This is a genomic window from Trinickia sp. Z7, assembly GCF_056498045.1.
The window spans coordinates 283099-306250 of the sequence record NZ_JAUEQW010000005.1 but is presented as its reverse complement, the minus strand read 5'-3'; the positions used below and the strand labels follow the sequence as shown (position 1 = coordinate 306250).

General features: G+C 63.7%; 16 protein-coding genes and 2 pseudogenes. 6 read left to right on the top strand and 12 right to left on the bottom strand.

What is annotated here, in order from left to right; translation table 11 throughout:
• Positions 1 to 102 precede the first annotated feature (102 nt).
• From QQS38_RS12190 to QQS38_RS12155, 8 genes and pseudogenes are all read right to left on the bottom strand, one after another.
• Positions 103 to 249 (bottom strand): annotated as a pseudogene (locus tag QQS38_RS12190) (integrase); the annotation flags it as partial.
• A gap of 73 nt (positions 250 to 322) precedes the next feature.
• A complete protein-coding gene (locus tag QQS38_RS12185) occupies positions 323 to 634 on the bottom strand; it encodes a DUF59 domain-containing protein (protein WP_479645686.1) in 312 nt (103 codons plus the stop codon).
• 63 nt (positions 635 to 697) lie between these two features.
• Positions 698 to 1141 (bottom strand): annotated as a pseudogene (gene sufU / locus QQS38_RS12180) (Fe-S cluster assembly sulfur transfer protein SufU); the annotation flags it as partial.
• A complete protein-coding gene (locus QQS38_RS12175; RefSeq protein WP_479645627.1) occupies positions 1138 to 2400 on the bottom strand; it encodes a SufS family cysteine desulfurase in 1263 nt (420 codons plus the stop codon). The pseudogene sufU and the gene QQS38_RS12175, both read right to left, overlap by 4 nt.
• Before the next feature lie 17 nt (positions 2401 to 2417).
• A complete protein-coding gene (sufD, locus tag QQS38_RS12170) occupies positions 2418 to 3725 on the bottom strand; it encodes a Fe-S cluster assembly protein SufD (protein ID WP_479645626.1) in 1308 nt (435 codons plus the stop codon).
• The gene (sufC, locus tag QQS38_RS12165; protein WP_479645625.1) at positions 3722 to 4504 is read right to left on the bottom strand and encodes a Fe-S cluster assembly ATPase SufC; all 783 of its coding nucleotides are present in this window, start codon (positions 4502 to 4504) and stop codon (positions 3722 to 3724) included. Before sufC ends, sufD begins: the two co-directional genes overlap by 4 nt.
• Positions 4505 to 4522: 18 nt before the next feature.
• Positions 4523 to 5971, bottom strand: a complete 1449-nt coding sequence (sufB, locus tag QQS38_RS12160; protein ID WP_479645624.1) for a Fe-S cluster assembly protein SufB — start codon at positions 5969 to 5971, stop codon at positions 4523 to 4525.
• 4 nt (positions 5972 to 5975) lie between these two features.
• Positions 5976 to 6440 carry an SUF system Fe-S cluster assembly regulator gene (locus tag QQS38_RS12155; protein WP_479645623.1) on the bottom strand — a complete coding sequence of 155 codons (465 nt, stop codon included), beginning with the start codon at positions 6438 to 6440 and terminating at the stop codon, positions 5976 to 5978.
• 86 nt (positions 6441 to 6526) lie between these two features.
• Here QQS38_RS12155 and QQS38_RS12150 point away from each other — a divergent pair, with 86 nt between their 5' ends.
• Positions 6527 to 6847 (top strand): hypothetical protein, encoded by a 321-nt coding sequence (locus tag QQS38_RS12150; protein WP_479645622.1) that lies wholly within the window; start codon positions 6527 to 6529, stop codon positions 6845 to 6847.
• 50 nt (positions 6848 to 6897) lie between these two features.
• Here the strand turns inward: QQS38_RS12150 and QQS38_RS12145 are convergent, their stop codons facing one another.
• From QQS38_RS12145 to gabT, 4 genes are all read right to left on the bottom strand, one after another.
• Positions 6898 to 8013, bottom strand: a complete 1116-nt coding sequence (locus QQS38_RS12145) for a succinylglutamate desuccinylase/aspartoacylase family protein (RefSeq protein ID WP_479645621.1) — start codon at positions 8011 to 8013, stop codon at positions 6898 to 6900.
• Positions 8014 to 8218: 205 nt separating this feature from the next.
• Positions 8219 to 8989, bottom strand: a complete 771-nt coding sequence (locus QQS38_RS12140) for an ABC transporter substrate-binding protein (RefSeq protein ID WP_479645620.1) — start codon at positions 8987 to 8989, stop codon at positions 8219 to 8221.
• 364 nt (positions 8990 to 9353) lie between these two features.
• A complete protein-coding gene (locus tag QQS38_RS12135) occupies positions 9354 to 10823 on the bottom strand; it encodes an NAD-dependent succinate-semialdehyde dehydrogenase (RefSeq protein ID WP_479645619.1) in 1470 nt (489 codons plus the stop codon).
• A gap of 43 nt (positions 10824 to 10866) precedes the next feature.
• Entirely contained in the window at positions 10867 to 12150 is a 1284-nt protein-coding gene (gene gabT, locus QQS38_RS12130; protein ID WP_479645618.1) for a 4-aminobutyrate--2-oxoglutarate transaminase, read from the bottom strand.
• Between the two features lie 422 nt (positions 12151 to 12572).
• On the opposite strand from gabT, the gene QQS38_RS12125 reads away from it, so the two are divergent.
• From QQS38_RS12125 to QQS38_RS12105, 5 genes are all read left to right on the top strand, one after another.
• On the top strand, positions 12573 to 13613 hold the full coding sequence (locus QQS38_RS12125) for a M14 family zinc carboxypeptidase (RefSeq protein ID WP_479645617.1): 1041 nt from the start codon (positions 12573 to 12575) through the stop codon (positions 13611 to 13613).
• Positions 13610 to 14383 carry an alpha/beta fold hydrolase gene (locus tag QQS38_RS12120; RefSeq protein WP_479645616.1) on the top strand — a complete coding sequence of 258 codons (774 nt, stop codon included), beginning with the start codon at positions 13610 to 13612 and terminating at the stop codon, positions 14381 to 14383. The genes QQS38_RS12125 and QQS38_RS12120 overlap by 4 nt, the downstream gene beginning before the upstream one ends.
• Before the next feature lie 81 nt (positions 14384 to 14464).
• A complete protein-coding gene (locus QQS38_RS12115; protein WP_479645615.1) occupies positions 14465 to 19327 on the top strand; it encodes an NAD-glutamate dehydrogenase in 4863 nt (1620 codons plus the stop codon).
• Between the two features lie 11 nt (positions 19328 to 19338).
• Positions 19339 to 20412, top strand: coding sequence for a selenide, water dikinase SelD (gene selD, locus QQS38_RS12110; RefSeq protein WP_479645614.1), 1074 nt, complete (start codon positions 19339 to 19341; stop codon positions 20410 to 20412).
• Positions 20413 to 20543: 131 nt separating this feature from the next.
• A complete protein-coding gene (locus QQS38_RS12105) occupies positions 20544 to 23081 on the top strand; it encodes a mechanosensitive ion channel domain-containing protein (protein WP_479645613.1) in 2538 nt (845 codons plus the stop codon).
• The last annotated feature ends 71 nt before the right edge of the window (positions 23082 to 23152 follow it).

Sequence of the window (23152 nt, the reverse complement as noted above, 5' to 3'; positions counted from 1 at the left end):
CCCCGCATTACCCGACGAAGCGTTCCATGGCTGGCAACGACGATCATCGAATGGACATGCACCCGGGTATGTGCGCTGGCGCGTATGTCCCAGGAGTATTTGTCAGGCATGGACAGTGCTTTCCAGCTTCGTAGGTCCGAGCAGCAACTGCACCGCCCGAAGGTTCTTCGTTCGCCGGTAGATCAGCGAAGCTTTTGTGCGGCGCTTCGTGCGGGAACCGTATGCGGTCGCGTCGAGGCCGATCGAATAAAAGAATTTACGTGAGCCATCGTGTGCCGCCGCGTATTGCGGGCGACCCAAGCGCAGGCGTTGGAAAAACCGTTTAAAGCAGTCCGAGCTCTAGCTTCACTTCATCCGACATGGAATCGATGCTCCACGGTGGTTCCCATACCAGCTCTACATGCACCGATTTCACGCCCGGCACTTCGGCCACGCGGCCTTCGACAACGCCAGGGAAGGTGCCGGCCACAGGGCAGGCCGGCGCGGTCAACGTCATCTCGATCTGCACGGTCCCTTCCGGGTCGATGTCGAGCATGTAGATCAACCCGAGGTCAAAAATGTTGACGGAAATTTCGGGATCGTAGATCGTGCGCAGCACGGCGATGATGTCTTTGCGCAACTGCTCTTCGTCCATGGTCGCTTCTTGCCTCGGGCTTGCATTCTCCAGATCCATGGTTGTATCTCGTATCGATAACTGCTCGGTGGTTATGGACCCGGCGTGGTCCTTCAGCGCAGCCTGGAGGGTGTGCCAGGCCAGCGTCGCGCACTTCACGCGCGCCGGGAATTCGCGCACTCCGGCCAGCACTTCCAGCTTCCCTAGGTCGGGCGCCGGCTCGGCGGCGTGATGGGTGACCAGATGGTGGAATTGCTCGAACAGATGCTCGGCCTCTTTCACATTCCTGTTCTTGAGTGCATCGGTCATCAGTGATGCCGACGCTGTAGAAATCGCGCAGCCGGTGCCTTCGAAGCTGATCTCCTTGATCACGTCGCCGTCGAGGCGCAGATAGATCGTCAGTTCATCACCGCACAGCCGGTTGTGGCCGTGCGCGACATGGTTGGCATTAGTCATCGCGTGGAAATTGCGTGGCTTCTTGTAGTGATCGAAGATCACTTCCTGATATAGGTCTCGCAGATCGCTCATCGCTGAAACATCTCCTGTACCTTGGCAATGCCCGCCATCAATGCATCGATTTCGGCACGCGTGTTGTACAGCGAAAACGATGCGCGTGCAGTGCCGGCCAGGCCGAAGCGCTGCATGATCGGCATCGCACAATGATGGCCGGCGCGGATGGCGATGCCATCATGGTCGAGGATTGTGCCGACATCATGCGGGTGCACGCCTTCGAGCGTGAACGACAGAATGCTCGCCTTATCGTGCGCAGTGCCGATGATCTTCAGGCCTCTGATGCCGTTCGCCAGATCGGTGGCATATTCCAGCAAGTCGCGCTCGTGAGCCGCGATCGCGCCGATGCCTATCGATGCCAGATAATCCAGTGCATAGCCCAACCCAATGGCGCCGGCGATGTTCGGCGTGCCTGCCTCGAACTTGTACGGCAGGTCGTTGTACAGCGTCTCGCCGAAGGTAACCGAGCTGATCATGTCGCCGCCGCCCTGGTAAGGCGGCATCGCGTCCAGCCAAGCTTCCTTCCCGTACAGTACGCCGATGCCGGTCGGCGCGTAGATCTTGTGTCCGGAGAACGCGTAGAAATCGCAACCCAGCGCAGTCACATCCACGTCAAGATGCGCGATAGCCTGTGCGCCGTCCAGCAGCACCGGCACCTGGTGGGCATGCGCCATCTCGATGATATCTTTCACCGGTGTGATGCTGCCGAGCGCGTTGGACAGATGTGTGATCGCGACCAGCTTGGTTTTCGGCCCGATCAGGCGTCCCAGCATCTCGATGTCCAGTTCGCCGGCATCGTTCACTGGCGCTACGCGCAGCTCCGCTCCCGTCTGCCCGCACACCATCTGCCACGGCACAATGTTGGAATGGTGCTCCATCGCGCTGACGATGATGTTGTCTACTTCGGTCAAACGAGGCCGGCCGAAGCATTGCGCCACCAGATTGATCGCCTCGGTCGTGCCGCGCACAAAAACGATTTCCTTCGTGCTGGCAGCATGGATGAAGCGCCGCACCTTCTCGCGCGCCTCTTCGTACTGGTCGGTGGCGCGCTGGCTCAGCGTGTGTACGCCGCGATGCACGTTGGAATTGGCGTGGCGGTAGAAGGCTGCTTCAGCGTCGATCACCGATGCCGGCTTATGCGTGGTAGCCGCGTTGTCGAGATATACCAGCGGCTTGCCGCGCACGGTCTCGCGCAGCACCGGAAAATCTTCTCGCCAGCGCGAAACATCGCTTTCGGCATGATCAGGACTACTAAATACTTCCGTTTCCATTTTCATCACGATTCTTCGATGCGTTATGCCTGCGGCAAGCGGGCAGAGAGGATCTGCTCAAGACGGGTGCGCAGCGACGCGACGCGGATGCGCTCGATCACGTCGTGCGCGAACGCATGCACCAGCAGGCTGTGCGCCACGGCTTCGTCGATGCCGCGCGAGCGTAAATAGAACAGCTGCGCTTCGTCCAATTGGCCGACTGTTGCGCCATGGTTGCATTTCACATCGTCGGCATAGATTTTCAACTCCGGCTTGGTGTCCACTTCCGCATCGCGCGACAAAAGCAAATTGTGGTTGGTCTGATAGGCATTCGTCTTCTGCGCGCCGGGCTGCACGATCACCTTGCCGTTGAATACTGCATGCGAGCTGCCCTCCAGCACCCCGCGATAATGCTCGCGGCTGGTGCCGTTCGGCTGGCGATGGTCGATGCAGGTGTGGTGGTCCACATGCTGCGTGCCGCTGACCAGATACAGGCCGTTGAGCGTGGCTTCGCAGCCGTGTCCATCGAACGCGATCGTGATGTCGTTACGGGCCAGCGCCGCGCCGAACGAGATCGAATGCGACTCCAGCCGGCTGTCGCGCTGCTGCGCGGCATGGATGCCCGCCACGTGAAAGGCCGCGGAGCCTTCCTGCTGCAGCTTGTGATGCGCGATCGCTGCATTGCCCTCGGCGAAGATCCGTGTCACCACGTTGTTGAAATACTGTATGCCGTCGATGCCGGCATAGTGCTCGATCACGGTGGCCTGCGCGCCGCCTTCGGCGACGATCAGGTTTCGTATGTGGTGCGCGGCATCCGATTTCGTCGACAGGAACAGCAGGTGCACCGGCGCTTCCAGCACAATGCCGCGCTGCAGGCAGAGGAAGGCGCCATCGGCCATGAAGGCGGTACTGAGCGCACCGAACACCGTCTGATGCTCGTCGGCGGCAAGATATGACTCGAGCAGATCCGGCGTTGCCTCCAGTGTATCGGCGAGGCTGGCGAGGCGCGCGCCGGTCGGCAGCGCACCGATATTGGACAGCCACGGCGCATAACGACCGTCGAGGAACACCAGCACATGACCCACGTCGGTGGCAAGCGCATGGTGATTCATCAGCGGATTCGCGCCGGCATGCGCACTACCGTCCGTCGCAACGTGAAAGCGTTGCCTTTCGAGCGCCGCCACGCTGGTGTATTTCCAGTCCTCATCGTTCCGAGTAGGAAAGCCGCGTTGGGCGAACCGATCCAGTGCATCCTTGCGCAACCGGGCGAGCCACGGCACGCCGCGACCAGGCAGCAGATCGGCCACACGCGCGAACTCGGCCAGATAATGGCTGCGTGCGTCGCTATTCATCGTGCCCCCGCCCGCACCGGTGTTTTTTTCACGGCTGCTGTTTCGTCCAGCCACCCATAGCCGCGCTCCTCGAGTTCGAGCGCTAGCTCCTTGCCGCCAGTTCGGACGATGCGCCCCTTCGACAGGACATGCACGTAATCCGGCACCACGTAGTCGAGCAGACGCTGGTAGTGCGTCACGACGATCATCGAACGCTCGGTGCTGCGCAAGGCATTGATGCCCTTGGCCACGAGTTGCAGTGCGTCGATGTCGAGGCCGGAGTCGGTTTCGTCGAGGATCGCCAGCTTCGGCTCCAGAAGCGCCATCTGCAGCACTTCGTTGCGCTTCTTCTCTCCGCCGGAAAAACCTTCGTTCACCGAGCGGTACAGCAGATCTTCACGCATCTCCATCTGCTTCATTTTTTCCTTGATTAGCTTGAGGAATTCCATCGCGTCGAGTTCCGGCAGATCGCGATGCTTGCGAACATTGTTCACGGCTGCTTTCAGCAGATGGACGTTGCTCACGCCGGGAATTTCCACGGGATACTGGAACGCCAGGAAGATGCCTTCGCGCGCACGTTCTTCCGGCGCCAGCGGCAGCAGATCGCGCCCCTGGAACAGCACTTCGCCGCCGGTGACTTCGTAGCTCTCGCGGCCAGCCAGCACCTGTGCCAGCGTGCTCTTGCCCGAGCCGTTCGGTCCCATGATCGCGTGCACCTCGCCCGGGTTCACGGTCAGGTTCAGTCCGTGAAGGATCGGCGTCTTGTCGACGCACGCTTGCAGATTGGTGATTGTCAACATGCTTGTCTTTTCCTTTGCTTAACCCACGCTGCCTTCCAGGCTCACGCTCAACAACTTTTGCGCCTCCACGGCAAATTCCATCGGTAGTTCCTTGAACACTTCCTTGCAGAAGCCGTTCACGATCATCGACACCGCATCTTCCGCCGACAGTCCGCGTTGACGGCAATAGAAGAGTTGGTCTTCGCCGATGCGCGACGTGGTGGCTTCGTGCTCGACACGCGCCGTCGGATTGCGCACTTCGATATAAGGGAAGGTATGCGCGCCGCACTGGTCGCCCAGCAGCAGCGAATCGCATTGCGTGTGGTTGCGCGCATCCGTGGCGTTCTTCATGATCTTCACCAGCCCGCGGTAGGCGTTTTGTCCTCTGCCGGCCGAGATACCCTTCGAAACGATGGTGCTGTGCGTGTTGCGCCCGAGATGGATCATCTTGGTGCCGGTATCGGCTTGCTGGTAGTTGTTGGTCAGCGCGACCGAATAGAACTCCCCGGTCGAGTTGTCACCGCGCAGCAGCACACTCGGGTACTTCCAAGTGATGGCCGAGCCCGTTTCGACCTGGGTCCATGAAATATGCGAGTTCGCGCCGCGGCAATCGCCGCGCTTGGTGACGAAGTTATAGATGCCGCCCTGGCCGTTCTTGTCTCCGGGGTACCAATTTTGCACCGTCGAGTATTTGATCCTGGCGTCATCCAGGGCCACCAGTTCGACCACCGCGGCATGCAGTTGGTTTTCGTCGCGCATCGGTGCGGTGCAGCCTTCCAGATAGCTGACGAAGGCGCCTTTGTCTGCGATGATCAGCGTGCGTTCGAACTGCCCGGTATCCTTGGCGTTCATGCGGAAGTAGGTGGACAGTTCCATCGGACAGCGCACGCCGGGTGGGATGTAGCAGAACGAGCCGTCGGAGAACACGGCCGAATTGAGCGCGGCAAAGAAGTTGTCGGAAGAGGGCACGACCGACCCCAGATACTGCCGGATCAGGTCCGGGTGCTCCTGTACCGCTTCGGAGAACGAACAGAAGACGATACCGAGTTCAGCCAGCTTGTCCTTGTAGGTGGTGCCGACCGATACGCTGTCGAACACCGCGTCCACCGCTACGCCCGCGAGGCGCTCGCGCTCGTGCAACGGCACGCCAAGCTTTTCATAGGTGCGCAACAGCTCCGGGTCGACTTCGTCCAGACTCTTTGGCCCATCCTTGAGCGATTTCGGAGCCGAATAATAAATAATGTCCTGGTAATCGATCTTCGGAAAGCAGACCGACGCCCACTCAGGCTCCTTCATCGTTAGCCAGTGGCGAAACGCCTTCAAGCGCCATTCCAACATGAATGCCGGCTCGTTCTTGCGCGCCGAGATAAGGCGGACCGTATCCTCGCTTAAGCCGCGCGGCACCGTATCGGTTTCCAATTCGGTGATGAATCCATGCCGGTATTCGCTGCCGATGAGGGCGTCGAGCGTCATCGCTGCGTCTGTCATGATGTCATTTCCTTTTCGTTGCCGGGGCGATCTTGCGGGCGAGCGCACTAGTGTCGACCGGTTGCGGTATGGGCGCGCTCAATTGGTCGAGCGTGATCTCGCGCAGCACGCCGAACACAGCGCGGTTGATGCGCAGCCAGTTGGCACGCACCGCGCACGACGATTCCTGGGTGCACAAGCCGGGCGTGACACTGCATTCGGTCATGCCGATCGGTCCGTCCATGGCAAGGATGATCTCGGCCAGCGTAATCTCACCCGGTGGCCGGCTCAGCAGATAGCCGCCGCGTGCGCCGCGCTGCGATGCGACCAGCCCGCCGCGCCCCAAAATCTTGAGAACTTTGCTGACGGTGGGCGCCGGCACTCGGATCGTGTCGGCGATTTCGGCTGCACTGCGGCTGCGTTGCGGCTCGTCGGCCATCGCGGCCAGAATCACCGTGCCGTAGTCGGCCATTTTGCTCAGTCTTAGCATCGTCCATTACGCGTCATTTCAAACAGTACTAAATTAGTCCTATTTAGGGATTTTTGCAAGCTGTGTGAGCAATGTGGACGCGCGATGTGCCAGCACCGTATTTTGGAGATGCTCGCGTATCGCACGTCGGACGGCTGTCCAATGAACGTCGGCGATTTGCTGGGCTCCGGCACGATCTCGGGCCGGGCGAAGGGCGGGCCGGCGCGCTGATCGAGTTGTCGCGGTTGTCGCGGTTGGCGCGGTTGGCGCGGTTGGCGCGCACGCCGGTGCCGCAGGGCAACGGCGTGCGGCGCTCCTTCGTCGAGAACGACGACACGCTGATTCTGCAGGGGTGGTGCGAGCGCGAGGGTTTTACGTGGGTCGGCTTTGGGGCGTGCCGGGCAATGGTGGCGGCGTCGCACGCATGATTACCGACTGGCGGTTCGTGCAGTGCCGGCCCGCCGCCAGCGCCTTGCCGTCAAGCCGAAAGCAGGCTGCCTGTGCGCAGAGGCTTGGCCCCGGCGATGCGCGCCACTTCCATGCCGGCCGTCGCAAAGCGCGTGCGATGCCGGGCATACAGCACGCCGGCCGTGCCGGCGCAGACCGTTTCCACGTGGTCGGTCAAGGGGTTGACGATATCGGCGATTTCCTGTCCAGGCTCGATCCAGATACCGGCCGGCGTGCGAAAGACGAGCACGCCCGAAATCGGCGCGATCAGCGGCTCGGTGCCGGAGAGCGGCGTGGCGGGAAACGCGAGCGGCGGGAGATGCGCGGGCGTACCGTCGATTAGCCCGCGCTGCGTCAAGTACTCGACGATGGCCTGCGAATCGTGTTCGGCATGACCGTAGGAGACGTCGGCTTGGCCGCGCAACTCGACGGTCACCGAGATCGAGCCGTTCGGGATCGGGAAGCGGCTGCCGAAGCGCGCACGCAGTTCCGACCAGCAGAAGCTATGGATTTCGTCGAACGGATTGCCGATCGAATTGAGCGCGAGCAGCGACGCCTTTGCGTCCAGATAGCGGGCGAGCGGTTCGACGTCCTGCCACAGCTCGGGATTCGTATACAGATGCATCGCGCCCTCGAAATCGCAATGCAGATCGAGGACGATATCGGCGTCGAACGATAGCCGCTGCAAAGCGAGTCGTTGCGATTCGAGTTCGGTGCGTGGGGTTTGCGCATCGAGCGCTTCGCGCATGGTTTGACGCACCGCGCGGAGATTGGCGTTGGCGTCCCCGGTCAAGCGGCCTTCGATGCGCGGCGAGACCAATGCCGTCAAATCGTAGAAGTTGCGGTTGAAGTTCGTCGCCGTATTCGTTTCGAATCGGCCGATCAATTGCCCAAGCACGTGTTGATTGAGACCGATCGGATTGGGCACCGGCACGACGACGAATTCGGCTTTCAACTTGCCCGCCGCTTCGAGCGCGGCGAGCTTGCGGCGCAGTTCCCACGCGACGAGCATGCCGGGTAGCTCGTCGGCGTGCAGCGACGATTGCACGTAAACTTTTTGCCCGCCTTCGGGGCCGTAGTGGAAGCTCGTCAACGTGCGCTCGGTACCGAGCGAAGGGGCAATCAGCGGATGAATCTTCTTTTGCATAGCGATTTTTTTGGCGCCGCTCGTGCACGCCGCACATCGAAAGGATAGTGTTCGATTGTACGTCGGCCGCGCCATGACGGACAAAAGCCGATCTGATCGCCATGCAAAAAAGGCTCCGGTTCGACGCGGAGCCTCTTGCTTCGTACGGCTTGGTGCGACGTGATGTCGCCCGGGTCGGCGCGCGCGTGCGGCCGACCCGGGATCGTCAGCTCTTCGGCGCGACGTCGAAGTCGAAGTACTTCTTCTCGAGCTTCTGGTACGTGCCATCCTTCATCATGCCGTCGATGGCTTTGTCGACAGCGGCCTTCAAGTCCGCGTCGTCCTTGCGCAGGCCCATGGCGGCCGCGCCGCTCTGGATTTCGTCGCCGGCTTGTTGGAACGCCGCGCCGCGCGGTTGCTTCAGGAAGCCGAGCTCGGCCTGGACTTTGTCTTGCAAGGCGGCGTCGAGGCGGCCCGAGATCAAGTCTTGATAGACCTGGTCTTGGTTCTGATAAGCAACGACGTTGACGCCTTTGGCGGCCCAGTTGTCTTTCGCGTATTTTTCTTGCGTGGTGCCCTGCTCGACACCGACCGACTTACCCTTGAGCGATTCGGCCGTCGGTTTCAAGCCCGAGCCTTTCTTGGCGACGAGCGCGGTAGGCGTCTCGAACAGCGGCTTGGAGAACGCGATTTCCTTTTCGCGCTCCGGGGTGACCGTCATCGACGACAACACGCCGTCGAACTTCTTGGCCTTCAGGCCGGGAATCATGCCGTCGAAGTCGTTCTCGACCCACACGCACTTGGCATGCACCCGCTTGCAGATTTCGTTGCCCAGGTCGATGTCGAAGCCGACGAGCTTGCCATCGGAGCTTTTCGATTCGAACGGGGCGTAGCTCGCGTCCACACCAATACGGATTTGTTTCCAGTCTTTGGCCTGCGCTGCGCCGGCGGAGACGGCGAGTACGGCGACGGTCACGGCGGTTAATAATTTCTTCACGTTGACTCCTCGAGTGGTTCGATCGACCTCGATGCTGCGCGAGCCGCATCGAGGCGCCGTCCTGCGCGGCAGGCGGCCCGATGGTTTTCCTGGCTGCCGAGTGCGGCAGCGCGGCGCAAAGCATACCAAGACAAATTGAGGCGCAGCTAGTAAAACACTGCTTGGCGCGCAAACGCAACATTTCGAAAGCCGTCGAATGCCGCCGCAAGCCCGTCCAAACAGGGCAATTGCGGCTCGAATCAAAGACGCGGCATTGCGTCACCGGTCTTCGAATCGTTCCTCTAGTGCGCGCTCGTTATGCCGCGCCATTTGCGCCATGACCGGAATACACCTAAAGAATCAACGTGTTGAATCGTTATGCGAGTTATATCCCCATGCACAAATACTTGACGACCACGTATTCGTCGATGCCGTAATGCGATCCCTCGCGCCCGAGCCCCGATTGTTTGACGCCGCCGAAAGGCGCCACTTCATTCGAAATGATGCCCGTATTGATGCCGACCATCCCGTATTCGAGCTCTTCTGCCACACGCCAAACGCGGCCGATGTCGCGGCTGTAGAAGTAGGCGGCAAGGCCGAACTCGGTGTCGTTCGCGAGGCGCACGACTTCCTCGTCGCTGGCGAACTTGAACAGCGGCGCGACGGGACCGAACGTCTCTTCTTTCGCCACTTTCATCTCAGAGGTCACGCCCGCAAGGATCGTCGGCTCGAAAAAGTTATGGCCGAGCGCGTGGCGCTTGCCGCCCGTGACGACGCGCGCGCCCTTGGCAAGGGCGTCTTCGATATGCGTTTCGACTTTCAGCAACGCCGCTTCGTTGATCAACGGGCCTTGCGTGACGCCGGGCTCGGTGCCGCGGCCAACCTTCAACTGTTGCTGAACGGCCGCCCGCAGCTTGTCCGCGAACGCGTCGTAGACTTTTTCGTGAACGTAGAAGCGGTTCGCGCAAACGCAGGTCTGGCCGCTGTTGCGATATTTGGAGGCGATGGCCCCGACGACGGCCGCATCGAGATCGGCGTCGTCGAATACGATGAAGGGCGCATTGCCGCCCAGTTCCAGCGACACCTTCTTGACCGTGGGGGCGCATTGCTGCATCAGCAAGCGGCCGACCGCCGTCGATCCGGTGAACGAAAGCTTGCGAACCAGCGCGTTGCTCGTCATTTCTGCGCCGATCGCCTTGGGCTCGCCCGTTACCACGCTCAGCACGCCGGCCGGCACGCCAGCGCGCTCGGCCAGCACGGCGAGCGCCAGCGCCGACAGCGGCGTGGCCTCGGCCGGTTTGACCACGATCGGGCAACCGGCGGCCAGCGCGGGTCCCACCTTGCGCGTGATCATCGCGGCCGGAAAATTCCACGGCGTAATTGCCGCGCAGACGCCCACCGGTTCCTTCACGACAACGATGCGCTTGTCGGCCGTCGGGCTCGGGATCGTGTCGCCGTACACGCGCTTCGCTTCCTCGCCGAACCACTCGAAGAACGACGCCGCGTAGCCGATCTCGCCTTTGGCCTCGGCCAGCGGCTTGCCTTGCTCGGCCGTCATGATGGCGGCGAGGTCGTCGGCGTTGGCGAGCATCAGATCGCTCCATTTGCGCAGCACCGCTGCGCGCGCCTTCGCCGGTTGCGCCCGCCAAGCGGCCCACGCTTGGTTCGCCGCCTCGATGGCGCGGCGCGTCTCCGCCGCGCCCATTTTGGGCACGGTGGCGAGCACGCCGCCCGTGGCCGGGTTACGCACCTCGAACGAGGCGCCGCTATCGGCGTCTTGCCAGCTTCCGGCGATGAACGCTCGGGTCTCGAGCAGCGACGGGTCTTTCAAATCGATCGGTTCCAGGTTCTGCATGTCAGCTCCAACGCGTGAATCGAGAAGGCCTAAGACGAAAAGCTTACGCCATCGTGCCGACGCTTTCCTTCAATGCATCTTCCAGCAGGCCCAAGGCTTCGTCGAACACGGATGTCTCGATGGTGAGCGGAAACAGGAAGCGGATGACGTTGCCGTACGTGCCGCAGATCAGCAGCAGCAAACCGCGCTCGAGCGCGAGCGCCTGCACGCGCTTGGCGAACGCCGGGTCCGGCGTGCGGCTGTCCGGCTGCAGGAACTCGGCGGCGACCATGGCGCCCGGCCCGCGCACGTCGGCCAACTGCGGGACCTGGGCGCGCAACGCTTGGAGGCGCGCTTTGAGCGTCTCGCCCAGTACCGTTGCGCGTTCGCACAGGCCTTCTTCGTCGATGACATCGAGCACCGCATGGGCCGAGGCCAGCGCGAGCGGATTGCCCGCGTACGTGCCGCCGAGCCCGCCCGGTGCGGCCGCGTCCATCAAGTCGGCCCGGCCGACGACGCCCGACAGCGGCATGCCGCCCGCCAAGCTCTTGGCCATCGTCGTCAGGTCCGCCGTGACATCGTAGTGTTCCATCGCAAAGAGCTTGCCGGTGCGGGCGAAACCCGTTTGCACTTCGTCGGCGATGAGGACGATGCCATGCTCGTCGCACAGGCGGCGCAAGCCCCGTACGAACTCGGGCGGCGCGACATAGAAACCGCCTTCGCCTTGCACGGGTTCGAAGATGATCGCGGCAACGCGAGTGGGCTCGATATCGGCTTTCAAAAGGGTTTCGACGGCGCGCAGGGAGTCGGCCGTCGACACGCCGTGAACGGCGTTCGGATAGGGGGCGTGATAAACGTCGGACGGGAAGGGGCCGAAGCCGATCTTGTACGGCGCCACTTTGCCGGTGAGGGCCATGCCCATCAGCGTACGGCCGTGAAACCCGCCTGCGAACGCGATCACGCCGGGCCGGCCCGTGGCCGCGCGCGCGATCTTCACGGCGTTTTCGACGGCTTCGGCGCCGGTCGTGAAGAAGGCCGTCTTCTTCGGGTAGGCGCCCGGTGCACGCGCGTTGATCTTTTCGGCCAGCTCGACGTACGATGCGTACGGCACGATTTGATACGCCGTGTGCGTGAAGCGGTCCAACTGCTCGCGAATGGCGGCTACGACGCGCGGATGGCGATGGCCCGTATTGACCACTGCGATGCCCGCGGCGAAATCGATGAAGCGGCGGCCTTCGATGTCCCAGAGCTCGGCATTTTCGGCGCGCGCCGCGTAGAAATCGCACATGACGCCTACGCCGCGCGGCGTGGCGGCGTTCTTACGGGCTTGCAGATCGGAATTTTTCACGGTGTTCTCCTCGTCGTGCCTGATCGATGGTGGCTTGTCGACGGGCCCGCCGCCGACTCGGTACGGCGACTATAACGAGCTTTGGCTCTTAGCTTCAGAGCCATTTTCGCTCGAACGAGGGAACCACTTTGGTGCGAACCGAGCGGGCAGCGCCGCTCGGACAGGCATTTGAAAGCCATCGCGTGCGGGAGCCCATCGGTCGGCGATGCCATCCGCGCGGCGGGCTGGGCGGGCGTGCCGGGACGCGCCCGCGTTGCGTGGCCGGGCGGCCGCCGGCATTCGAGGCGACGGCGCAGCTTGCCCGCTCGGCTGCAAAAAAGGCGCGGCCGCGAACCGAAAATCTGCGACAAACAGCCTATATTGAGTGAGTCGTCCGCGCTGACGGGCGTGTGCACACTTTCGATTCTCGCTCGGTGCCAGCGATGACCGCCGTTCTTCCCTCGTTGCCCGAGACCACCTTCGCCGAATACGAAGCGCTCAAGCAAATTCTCGATGCCGGCAGCCGGCGCATGACCGTGCGCGTCGTATGCGATGTCAGCGCGTCCGGGCTCACCTTTCCCATTTACGTCGCCACGCTAGGCTCACTCGATCCGAGCGCCCCGGCCATTGGGTTTTTCGCGGGAATTCACGGGCTGGAAAGGATCGGCACGCTGCTTCTGCTCGACTACATGCGCGCGTTGCTCGGACGGCTCGAATGGGATGAACTGCTGCACGCGCAACTGAGCGAGATTCGGCTCGTCTTCATGCCGATCGTCAACCCGGGCGGCATGTGGGCGATGCGGCGTTCCAATCCCAACGGTGTCGACCTGATGCGTAACGCGCCGCAGAACGCGGAAGGGCGCGTGCCGTTTCTGGCAGGCGGCCAACGCATCGGCCCGTGGCTGCCCTGGTACCGCGGGGCGAGGGGCGCGCCGATGGAGGCCGAAGCCGCGACGCTGCTGCGCGTCGTAGACGAGGAACTCGCCTCGCGCCCGCTCAGTATCGCGCTAGATTGCCACTCGGGGTACGGCTTTCACGACAGCATTTGGTTTCCCTACGCCAAATCGACGAAGCACATCGAGCATTTGCCGGAGATCTTCATGCTCAAGGCGATGTTCGAACAGGCCCACCCGCATCACGGTTACCTATTCGAGCCGCAAAGCAGACAGTACCTTGCGCACGGCGATCTTTGGGATTGCGCCTACGACCGTAGCCGCGCGCCGGCGATCTTTCTGCCGCTGACGCTCGAACTCGGCTCGTGGCTCTGGATCAAGAAGAACCCGATGCAGGTCTTGCGGCGCGAGGGCATCTTCAACCCGATCAAGGCGCACCGCACCGAGCGTGTGCTGCGACGTCATACGAACCTGCTCGATTTTCTGGCGCGCGCGGCCTACGCCTCGCCGCGCTGGCTGCCGCAAGGCACGCATCGCCAGCAATTGATGACGCGCGCCGTCGAGCACTGGTATCGGAGGCCCCGGGCGTGAGCGCATGGATCTTGCTGCGCGGCTTGACGCGCGAGTCGAGGCACTGGGCGGACATGCCTCATGAATTGCGTGCGTGCGGCCTCGAAGGCGAGATCGTCGCTGCCGACCTGCCCGGAAGCGGTCGGCACGCGCATGCGCGCTCACCGTTGACGATAGCCGCGACGACCGACTTCGTGCGGCGGGCAATCCTGGCGCAAGGCCATGCGCCGCCATTTCGCATCGTTGCACTATCGCTTGGCGCAATGGTAGCCGTCGATTGGGCGCACCGCTATCCCGGCGAAGTAGAAGGCTTGGTGCTCATCAACACGAGCATGGCTCGCCATTGCGGGCTGATTCGGCGGCTGCGCCCCGGGGCTTGGCCGGCGATCGCACGTGTGTTTCGGTTTTGGCGCGCGCGGCGTCGCGCGGAAGCGGCGATTCATGAGCTGACCTGCGCTCGCATCGACAGTCGCGAGGCCGACTTGGACGCATGGACCGCCATCTACGCAAGCGCGCCGCCTTCGCGCACGAATGCGCTGCGTCAACTGTTCGCCGCGGCGCGTTATCGCGGGCCGGCGGCCGCCCCGCGCTGCCCCATCCTCGCCATCGCCTCGCGGGCCGACGCGCTCGTGCATCCTGCTTGCTCAGCGCAGTTGGCAGCCGCATGGCGCGCGGCCTCGATCGAGCATCCTTGGGCGGGACATGACCTGCCGCACGACGATCCCGCTTGGCTGGCCGGGACGATTGCTGCATGGGTGGGCAGCGTCTGCGCTGTCGCGGCGTCGCGCTAGGGCGCATAATCGCGCTCACCGGCCGAGCAGGCCGAACCCACAGAACATCGTCAAGCAGCGTCATCCGCCGCGGAGGGCACCATGCAAGCGAACAACGAAGAAGCCATCGCCCATCTGCTCGCCGACCTCGTCGAGTATGCGCGCGGACGCTGGTCGCCGGACGCATTCATCCCGCTCGAGCCATTCTTGAGCTTTTACTACGAGCTCGTCGACACGCAGGATTTGCAAAGCCGCAGCATCGCCGATCTGTACGGCGCCGCGATGGCGCATTGGCAGACGGCGCAACGATTCGTACCGGGCGGGGTCGCGGCGCTGCGCGTCTACAACCCCGTGCTCGACGAACACGGCTGGCATTCCGATCACACCGTGATCGAGATCGTCAACGACGACATGCCTTTCCTCGTCGATTCGGTGACGATGGAGGTCAATCGCTGCGGGCTCACGCTGCATTCGGCGATCCATCCGGTCTATCGTGTGTGGCGCGACGCGCAAGCGGCGATCGTGCGCATCGAGCCGGGCGGCGCGACGAGCGGTGATGAAGCTGCCACCAACGGCTCGCGCCTGGAATCGTTCATCCACTTCGAGATCGATCGCTGCGGCGACGCGGCCAAGCTCGCGCAATTGCGTTCGAGCATCGCGCACGTGCTGGGCGATGTGCGCGCGGCGGTGGAAGACTGGCCGAAGATGCAAGCCGTGGCGAAGGAGACGATCAAGGCCTTGGCCGCGCGAGAAACGAGCGAGGAGACCGAGGAGGCGCGCGCCTTTCTCGAATGGATGGTGGCCGATCACTTCACCTTTCTCGGCTTGCGCGATTACGCGCTCGTGCCGCATGGCGACGATTTTGCGCTGCGGGGCGTAAACGGCACCGGCGCGGGCATCTTGCGCGACGACCAGAAGCTGGCCGATGCGCCCGATTTGACGCCTCTTCCGAAGGCGGCCGGTGCGATCATCGGCGAAACGATGCCGATCTTCCTGACGAAGGCCAACTCGCGCGCCACCGTGCATCGGCCCGGATATCTCGACTACGTCGGCGTCAAGCTGTTCGGTCCCGACGGGAAGCTGACAGGCGAGCGCCGCATGCTCGGGTTGTACACGTCGACGGCCTACACCGATTCGATCGACAAGATTCCGATCGTGCGCCGCAAGTGCGCGAACGTCGTACGGCGCGCCGGGTTTTTGGCGAAAGGGCATTTGCACAAATCGCTCGTCTCGGTACTCGAGCAGTATCCGCGCGACGAGTTGTTTCAAACGAACGAGGACGAGCTGTACGACATCTCGCTCGGCATCCTGCGTCTGCAAGAGCACCAGCGCACCCGGCTTTTCGTGCGGCGGGACCGCTTCGAGCGGTTCGTGTCGTGCCTGATCTTCGTGGCGCGCGAAAAGTACAACACCGATTTGCGCCAGCGCATCGCGAAGCTGCTCGCGGGCGCATTCAACGGGACCGGCGTCGAGTTCACGCCGCTCTTGTCGGAGTCGCCGCTCGCGCGCATTCACATCGTCGTGCGCACGAATAACGGTGTGCTGCCCGAGGTGGATACCACGGAGTTGGAGAAGCGCCTCGTCCAAGCGACGCGCCGTTGGCAGGACGATCTCGCGGACGCGCTGCTCGAACGCTTCGGCGAAGAAGAGGGCAACCGCCTGTTGCAACGCTACGGCGATTCGTTTCCGGCGGGATATCGCGAAGACTACCTTGCACGCACGGCCGTGCGCGACATCGAACTGATCGAGGCCGCGCAGCGCAGCGAATCGCTATCCATGAACTTGTACCGGCCGATCGAAGCGGCGCCGCGCGTGTTTCGGTTCAAGGTCTACCGGGTCGGGCAATCGATCGCGCTCTCGCGCAGCTTGCCGATGCTCGAGCATTTGGGGGTGCGCGTCGACGAAGAGCGTCCTTACCTGATCGAGCCGCACGGCGGTGCGCCGGCATGGGTGCATGATTTCGGCCTCGAACTGACCGATTCCGTCGAATTCGACATCGAGCGCGTGAAGGCGCTGTTCGAGGAAGCCTTCGCACGCGTGTGGGCCGGCGAAGTGGAGAACGACGACTTCAATCGGCTCGTGCTGCGCGCGCAGCTCGCGGCCCGTGAGGTGTCGATCTTGCGTGCCTATGCGAAATATTTGCGCCAAGTCGGATCGACATTCAGCGACGCGTATGTCGAACGCGCGGTAACGGGCAATCCGGCGCTCGCGCGCGGGCTCGTCGATCTATTTCTCACGCGCTTCGATCCGGCCGTCGGCGCCGCGCGGGCCGAGCGCACCGAACGCCTGCTGCAAGGTATCCAAACGGCCCTCGATCAGGTCCCGAATCTCGACGAAGATCGCATCCTGCGTCAGTTTCTCGGCGTCATCAATGCGACCGTGCGGACGAACTATTTTCGCCGGGACGATGTGGGGGCGCCGCTGCCGTATCTGTCGTTCAAGCTCGATCCCTCGCGCGTGCCGGGGCTGCCCGAGCCCAAGCCCATGTTCGAGATCTGGGTGTATGCGCCGCGTGTGGAAGGCGTGCATTTGCGTGGCGGGCGGGTGGCGCGCGGCGGGTTGCGCTGGTCAGATCGGCGCGAGGATTTCCGCACCGAAGTGCTGGGCCTCATGAAGGCGCAGATGGTCAAGAACACGGTGATCGTGCCGGTGGGATCGAAAGGCGGCTTCGTGGTCAAGAATCCGCCCGCGGGGGGCGATCGAGAGGCGATGCTGCGCGAGGGCATCGCCTGCTATCAAACGTTCCTGCGAGGGTTGCTCGACGTGACCGACAACCGCCAAGGCGATGCGATCACTGCGCCGCCCGACGTCGTGCGTCACGATACCGACGATCCCTATCTCGTCGTGGCCGCGGACAAGGGCACCGCCACCTTTTCCGACTACGCGAATGCCATCGCGCGCCAATACGGGTTCTGGCTCGACGATGCGTTCGCCTCCGGCGGCTCGGTCGGTTACGACCACAAGAAGATGGGCATCACCGCGCGCGGTGCGTGGGAATCGGTGAAGCGCCATTTCCGCGAGATGGGATTCGATACGCAGACGACCGATTTCACGGTGGTGGGCGTGGGCGATATGTCGGGCGACGTCTTCGGCAACGGCATGCTGCTTTCGCGCCACATCCGGCTCGTCGCCGCGTTCGATCATCGGCACATCTTTCTCGACCCCGATCCCGATCCGGAAGCGAGCTTCGCCGAGCGCGAGCGGATGTTCGCGCTCGAACGTTCGAGCTGGGCCGATTACGATCCGGCCAAGATTTCGGCCGGCGGCGGGGTGTTCCCGCGCACGGCCAAAGCGATTCCGATCTCGCCCGCGGTGCAAGCGGTGCTGGGCATTCAAGCGGCGGCGCTGGCGCCGAACGAGCTCATTCGCGCAATCTTGCTCGCGCCGGTCGATTTGCTCTACAACGGCGGCATCGGCACATACGTGAAGGCGACGCGCGAAACGCATGCCCAAGTGGGCGACCGCGCGAACGATGGGGTGCGCGTGAACGGCGCGCAACTGCGCGCCAAAGTCGTGGCGGAAGGCGGCAATCTCGGGCTTACGCAGTTGGGACGCATCGAATTCGCGCAGAAGGGCGGCCGCATCAACACCGATGCGATCGACAATTCCGCCGGTGTCGACTGTTCCGACCATGAAGTGAACATCAAGATCCTGCTCGGCCTCGTGGTGGCCGACGGCGAAATGACGGAGAAGCAGCGCAACGCCCTGCTCGCGGAGATGACGGACGAGGTCGGGCAACTGGTGTTGCGCGACAACTACGAGCAGACCCAGGCGTTGTCGATCGCCGGACGCTATGCGCCTGAACTGCTCGAAGCCGAAGTGCGGCTCATGCGTTCGCTCGAGCGGCTCGGCCGCCTGAATCGGGCGATCGAATTCCTCCCGAGCGACGAAGACATCGCCGAGCGGCAAGCGGACAAGCTCGGCTTGACCACGCCCGAGCGCGCCGTCCTGCTTGCCTACAGCAAGATGTGGCTCTATGACGAACTGCTCGATTCGGACTTGCCCGAGGATGCGCTCGTCGCCGACATGCTGCGCGACTACTTCCCCAAGCCCCTGCAAACGCGCTTTGCCGGCGCCGCCGCCCGCCACCCGCTCAAGCGCGAGATCCTCGCGACGCATTTGGCCAACGCGCTCGTGAATCGCGTCGGCTGCACTTTCGTGCATCGGCTGCAAGAGGAAACCGACGCCAAGCCCAGCGACATCGTGCATGCCTGCATCATGGCGCGAGACGTCTTCGATATCGGCGAGCTATGGGTGCGCATCGACGCGCTCGACAATCGCGTCGCCGACGATGCGCAGGCGCGCATGTTCGTCGATGTCGCGCGGCTCGTGGAGCGCGCGGCGCTCTGGTTCCTGCGACAATTGCAGGCTGCGCAGCTCGCGCGAGATAGCGCGGGCGTCGCGGCGCTGATCGAGCGTTGCCGCGAGGCGGCGGCGCGGCTGGCTCCGCGTTTGCCGGCGCTGTTGCCGAGCGCGGAGCTGGCGGCGCTGGACGAGCGGCGGCGCGCGCTGGAAGACGCGGGCGTCGACGCCGATTTGGCCGCGCGGGTTGCCAGCGGGGACATTTCGGCGGCGGTGCTCGATATCGCCGACGTGGCCTCGAGCGCGGCTCAGCCTCTGGAACTCGTGGCGGGGGTCTATTTCGCGCTGGGCACTCTGCTCGACTATGCGTTCATCAGCGAGCGCGCGAGTGCGTTGCCAACGCACACGCATTGGGACATGCTTGCGCGCGCGGCGGCGCTGGCCGAGCTGGCGCGGCTCAAGCGCACGCTGACGGCGAGCGCCCTCGCGCATGCGCCCGAGCGCGCATCGGCCGACGCAATCGCGGCTGCATGGCGCGAGCAACGCGCACCGCAACTGGACCGCTTCGCGCAGTTGGTTGCCGAGCAGCGCGCGTCGGGCGGCGCGAGCTTGTCGATGTTGCTCGTGCTGGTACGGGAAATGGCGGTATTGGAACGGAGATGAACGAGTTGGGTATGAACGATCGACACGATGACCACGCGCAAGCGCCGCGCTTGACCAGTCTTTCGCACGGAGGCGGATGCGGCTGCAAGATCGCGCCCGGCGTGCTTGCCGAATTGCTGGCCACGCAACCCGCAGCGGCGCCGGTCGCTGCGTTTGCGGATCTGCTCGTCGGCAGGGAAACGGCGGACGATGCTGCTGTCTACCGGCTGAACGACGAGCAAGCGATCGTCGCGACGACGGATTTTTTCATGCCGATCGTCGACGACCCATTCGACTTCGGCCGGATCGCGGCAACCAACGCGCTGTCCGATCTCTACGCCATGGGCGCTCGGCCGATTCTCGCCTTGGCGATCGTGGGGATGCCGATCAATGTGCTGCCGCGCGAGACGATCGCGGCGATATTGCGCGGCGGCGAAAGCGTGTGCGCCGAGGCGGGCATTCCGATCGCGGGCGGGCATTCGATCGATTCGGTGGAGCCGATCTACGGCTTGGCGGCGCTCGGTGTCGTGCATCCGGCGCGCGTCAAGCGCAATTGCACGGCGCGCGAAGGCGATCTGCTGGTGCTCGGCAAGCCGCTTGGCGTCGGCGTTTTGTCTGCGGCTTTGAAGAAAGGGGAGTTGGACGAACGCGGGTATGCGGCGATGATCGAATCGACGACGCGGCTCAATCGCCCCGGCATCTCGCTCGCCGAGTTGTCCTGCGTCCATGCGCTGACCGACGTGACCGGCTTCGGGCTGCTGGGGCACGTGCTCGAATTGGCGCGCGGCGCCGATCTCGGCATTCGTCTGCGCTATCGGGCGTTGCCGCTGCTGGCCGGCGTCGAGGCATTGGCCGCGCGTGGGATCGTGACGGGCGCGTCGGCGCGCAATTGGAGTTCATACGGCGCCGATATCGATCTCGGCGCGCAATTGCCCGAAACGGCACGTTCATTGCTCACCGATCCCCAGACTTCGGGCGGCCTGCTGGCGGCATGCGCGCCGGAATCGGTCGAAGCAGTGCTCGCTTGCTTTCGCGCCGAAGGGTTCGCCGATGCGGCGGTGATTGGCGAAGTGATCGGCGGGCAGGCGCGCGTCAGCGTCGAGTGACGGCCGGCGTCGGGTTGCGGCGAAGTTTCAGGGATCGTTCAGGTGAGAACGAAGTCAGATGAGGATCGCGCGAGCGGCAGGCTCCACGCCGTGCTCGCGATCCGTCGTTGCTGTCTCTTCCTCACGTATCTATGCGCAAATCCACGTTTCTCGGCCTTTTATTCGTACTGTTTTGTCTATCGATTACCGCTCGGGCCGCGCCCGCGTCGACGCCTGCTGCGGCCGAGCCCGTCTCGAATCCTTCCACGGTCGCACTGAGTCCGGAGCAGGCCAAGCACGCGTTGCAAGTGCTGAGCGACCCCAAATCGCGCGCTCAGATGGAGGACACGCTGCGCGCAATTGCAGCGGCGGGCGCATTGGCGAGCCCTCCGGCTGCAAGCGCGCCTGCGGCCGCGCCGGCCAGCGGCGCGTCGGCCGTTTTGGCGGCGATCGCGTCGAACGGGCTGGTCTCGCAGGTATCGCGCCAGACGGTGCGAGGCATTCGCGCAATCGGTGCCTCGTTGCGTCACTCCGCGGCCGCTTTGCTCGATATCCGTTCGGTCCGCGCATGGTGGGCCTACGAGATGACGAGCAAAGAAGGGCGCGCGCAACTCGAGCAACTCGCGTGGACGCTTGCCGCGACGTTCGTGCCGGCCTGGCTCGTTAGCTGGTTCTTCTCATGGCTGCTGCGAAAGCGCGTTCGGGCTTTGGCGACGGGCGAAGCCGAACCGGTTAGCGCATCCAGCGCGGGCGATGGCGCCGCAAGCGGGGCGGCTGCGGCTGCCGATGCCCGGGCAGATTCGGCAGTCCGGCATTTCAACGCGAACGTGCCTGGCGCGAACATCGACGATAACGCGCTGCGCGCGGCACGCGGCGGGCACGACGCGGTACATGCCGGGCGCCACTGGTCGGTGCTGCAGCGGCTGCCGTATGCGTTGCTGCACACGTTTCTCGAAGCGATTCCGCTTGCCGCGTTCATCGGCGTGGCGATCGTCGCCATGTCGCTGTTGACGGACGATGGCACGCCCGAGGCCGATGTCGTCGAGACGGTGATCGAAATCTACGTCATTGCTCGGGCCGTCGTGCTCGTGAGCGCGTTCCTGTTCGCCGGCGGCGCGCCGAGGCTGCGCATGCTGCCGCTCGGCGACGCCTGGGCCGCATTCGGGCAAAACTGGGTATTGCGCCTGGTGGTCGTGCTCGGCATCGGCGTGGCGCTCGCCGAAACACCGGTGCCGCTGGGCCTGACGGCCGAAGCGCACTTGGGCATCGCGAAGGCGGTGGCGCTGGCGGGCCACGTGATGATCGCGATGCTGATCTTGCAGATTCGCCGTCCCGTGGCGGACTGGCTGCGAACGAAAGCCGCTTCTTCGCACGTGCTGCGCTTCTTCGGGAACTGGTTGGCCGACATATGGGCGCCGCTCGCCGTCTTTCTCGTCATGGCGCTTTGGTTCATTTGGGCCCTGGACGTGCGTAACGGGTACCAGGCGCTGCTCGAGCACGGCGGTTTTTCATTGCTGATTCTGATAGGCGCGCGCGTCGTCGCCATCGTCACCTTCGGCATTCTCGGGCGCATGTTCGGTGATCAAAACGGCGGGGCCGCATCCGTGGCGGTGCAGCGCGCGCAGCGGTATTACCCCATGCTGCGCCGCTTGATCTGGCTCGCCATCGTCGTTACGGCCGTCTCGCTGGTGCTGTGGGTGTGGAACATCCACGTCTGGCACGCGTTCACGAGCAACTTCGTGGGGCGCCGGCTCGCATCGGCCTGCACGACGATCGCCATTGCCGTGTTGGTCGCATTGCTCGTCTGGGAATCGATCAACGTGTCGATCGAGCGGCGGCTGCGCCGCTGGACCGACGCCGGCGATCTGATGCGGGCGGCGCGCTTGCGCACGCTGTTGCCGATGCTTCGCTCCGCATTGCTGATCGGAATCGGGCTCATCGTGGGTCTGACGGGCTTGAGCGAGATTGGCGTCAACATCGGGCCGCTACTGGCCGGCGCGAGCGTGTTCGGCGTCGCGCTCGGTTTGGGCGCGCAAAAGGTCGTGCAGGATTTCCTCACCGGCACGTTCCTCTTGATGGAAAACGCGATGCAAGTCGGCGACTGGGTCACGCTGGCGGGCCTGTCGGGAACGGTCGAATACTTGTCGATTCGTACGGTGCGCCTGCGCGGCGGGGACGGTGCGCTGCACACCATACCGTTTAGCTCGGTGTCGACCGTGAGCAACGCGAATCGCGGGCTCGGCAATGCCGCGGTGAAGGTGAGCATCGCCTATGGGCAAGACATCGATCTCGCGGTGCGTACGCTCAACGAGATCGGGGCGAGCTTGCGCGAAGACCCGGCATTCAAGGACGGCATCGTCGGCGACTTCAGCTTCTGGGGCGTCGATCAGGTGGATGGCTCGATGATCACGCTGCTGGGGCAAATGCAATGCCGCGATACGGCGCGTTGGCCGACGCAGCGCGAATTCAACCGGCGCATCGCCGAGACCTTCCGCGAGCGCGGCATCCTCATCGCCAATCCGTTGCGAAACGTGTTGGTGCCGGCCGTGGCCCATCAGCCGCTCGCCGACGGTGACGCACGGGCCGACGGTGCGAACGAGGGCATGAACGAAGGCGCGAACGGCGGCACGAACGACGGCGCGCAGACTCAGCGCCCCGAACCGGACAAGAAGCCTTCGACGCACCCATGACGAGCGATGAGCACGCCTCTATACTGACGCGCGCAGCACCGGCATTCGCATCAGTAGGAGTATCGGTATCA

What these genes read in the sequence shown, in the direction of transcription:
- QQS38_RS12185 (WP_479645686.1), bottom strand. Translation starts at nt 634, where the DNA reads ATGGACGAAGAGCAGTTGCGCAAAGACATCATCGCCGTGCTGCGCACG.
- QQS38_RS12175 (WP_479645627.1), bottom strand. Translation starts at nt 2,400, where the DNA reads ATGAAAATGGAAACGGAAGTATTTAGTAGTCCTGATCATGCCGAAAGC.
- sufD (WP_479645626.1), bottom strand. Translation starts at nt 3,725, where the DNA reads ATGAATAGCGACGCACGCAGCCATTATCTGGCCGAGTTCGCGCGTGTG.
- sufC (WP_479645625.1), bottom strand. Translation starts at nt 4,504, where the DNA reads ATGTTGACAATCACCAATCTGCAAGCGTGCGTCGACAAGACGCCGATC.
- sufB (WP_479645624.1), bottom strand. Translation starts at nt 5,971, where the DNA reads ATGACAGACGCAGCGATGACGCTCGACGCCCTCATCGGCAGCGAATAC.
- QQS38_RS12155 (WP_479645623.1), bottom strand. Translation starts at nt 6,440, where the DNA reads ATGCTAAGACTGAGCAAAATGGCCGACTACGGCACGGTGATTCTGGCC.
- QQS38_RS12145 (WP_479645621.1), bottom strand. Translation starts at nt 8,013, where the DNA reads ATGCAAAAGAAGATTCATCCGCTGATTGCCCCTTCGCTCGGTACCGAG.
- QQS38_RS12135 (WP_479645619.1), bottom strand. Translation starts at nt 10,823, where the DNA reads ATGCAGAACCTGGAACCGATCGATTTGAAAGACCCGTCGCTGCTCGAG.
- QQS38_RS12125 (WP_479645617.1), top strand. Translation starts at nt 12,573, where the DNA reads ATGACCGCCGTTCTTCCCTCGTTGCCCGAGACCACCTTCGCCGAATAC.
- QQS38_RS12115 (WP_479645615.1), top strand. Translation starts at nt 14,465, where the DNA reads ATGCAAGCGAACAACGAAGAAGCCATCGCCCATCTGCTCGCCGACCTC.
- selD (WP_479645614.1), top strand. Translation starts at nt 19,339, where the DNA reads ATGAACGATCGACACGATGACCACGCGCAAGCGCCGCGCTTGACCAGT.
- QQS38_RS12105 (WP_479645613.1), top strand. Translation starts at nt 20,544, where the DNA reads ATGCGCAAATCCACGTTTCTCGGCCTTTTATTCGTACTGTTTTGTCTA.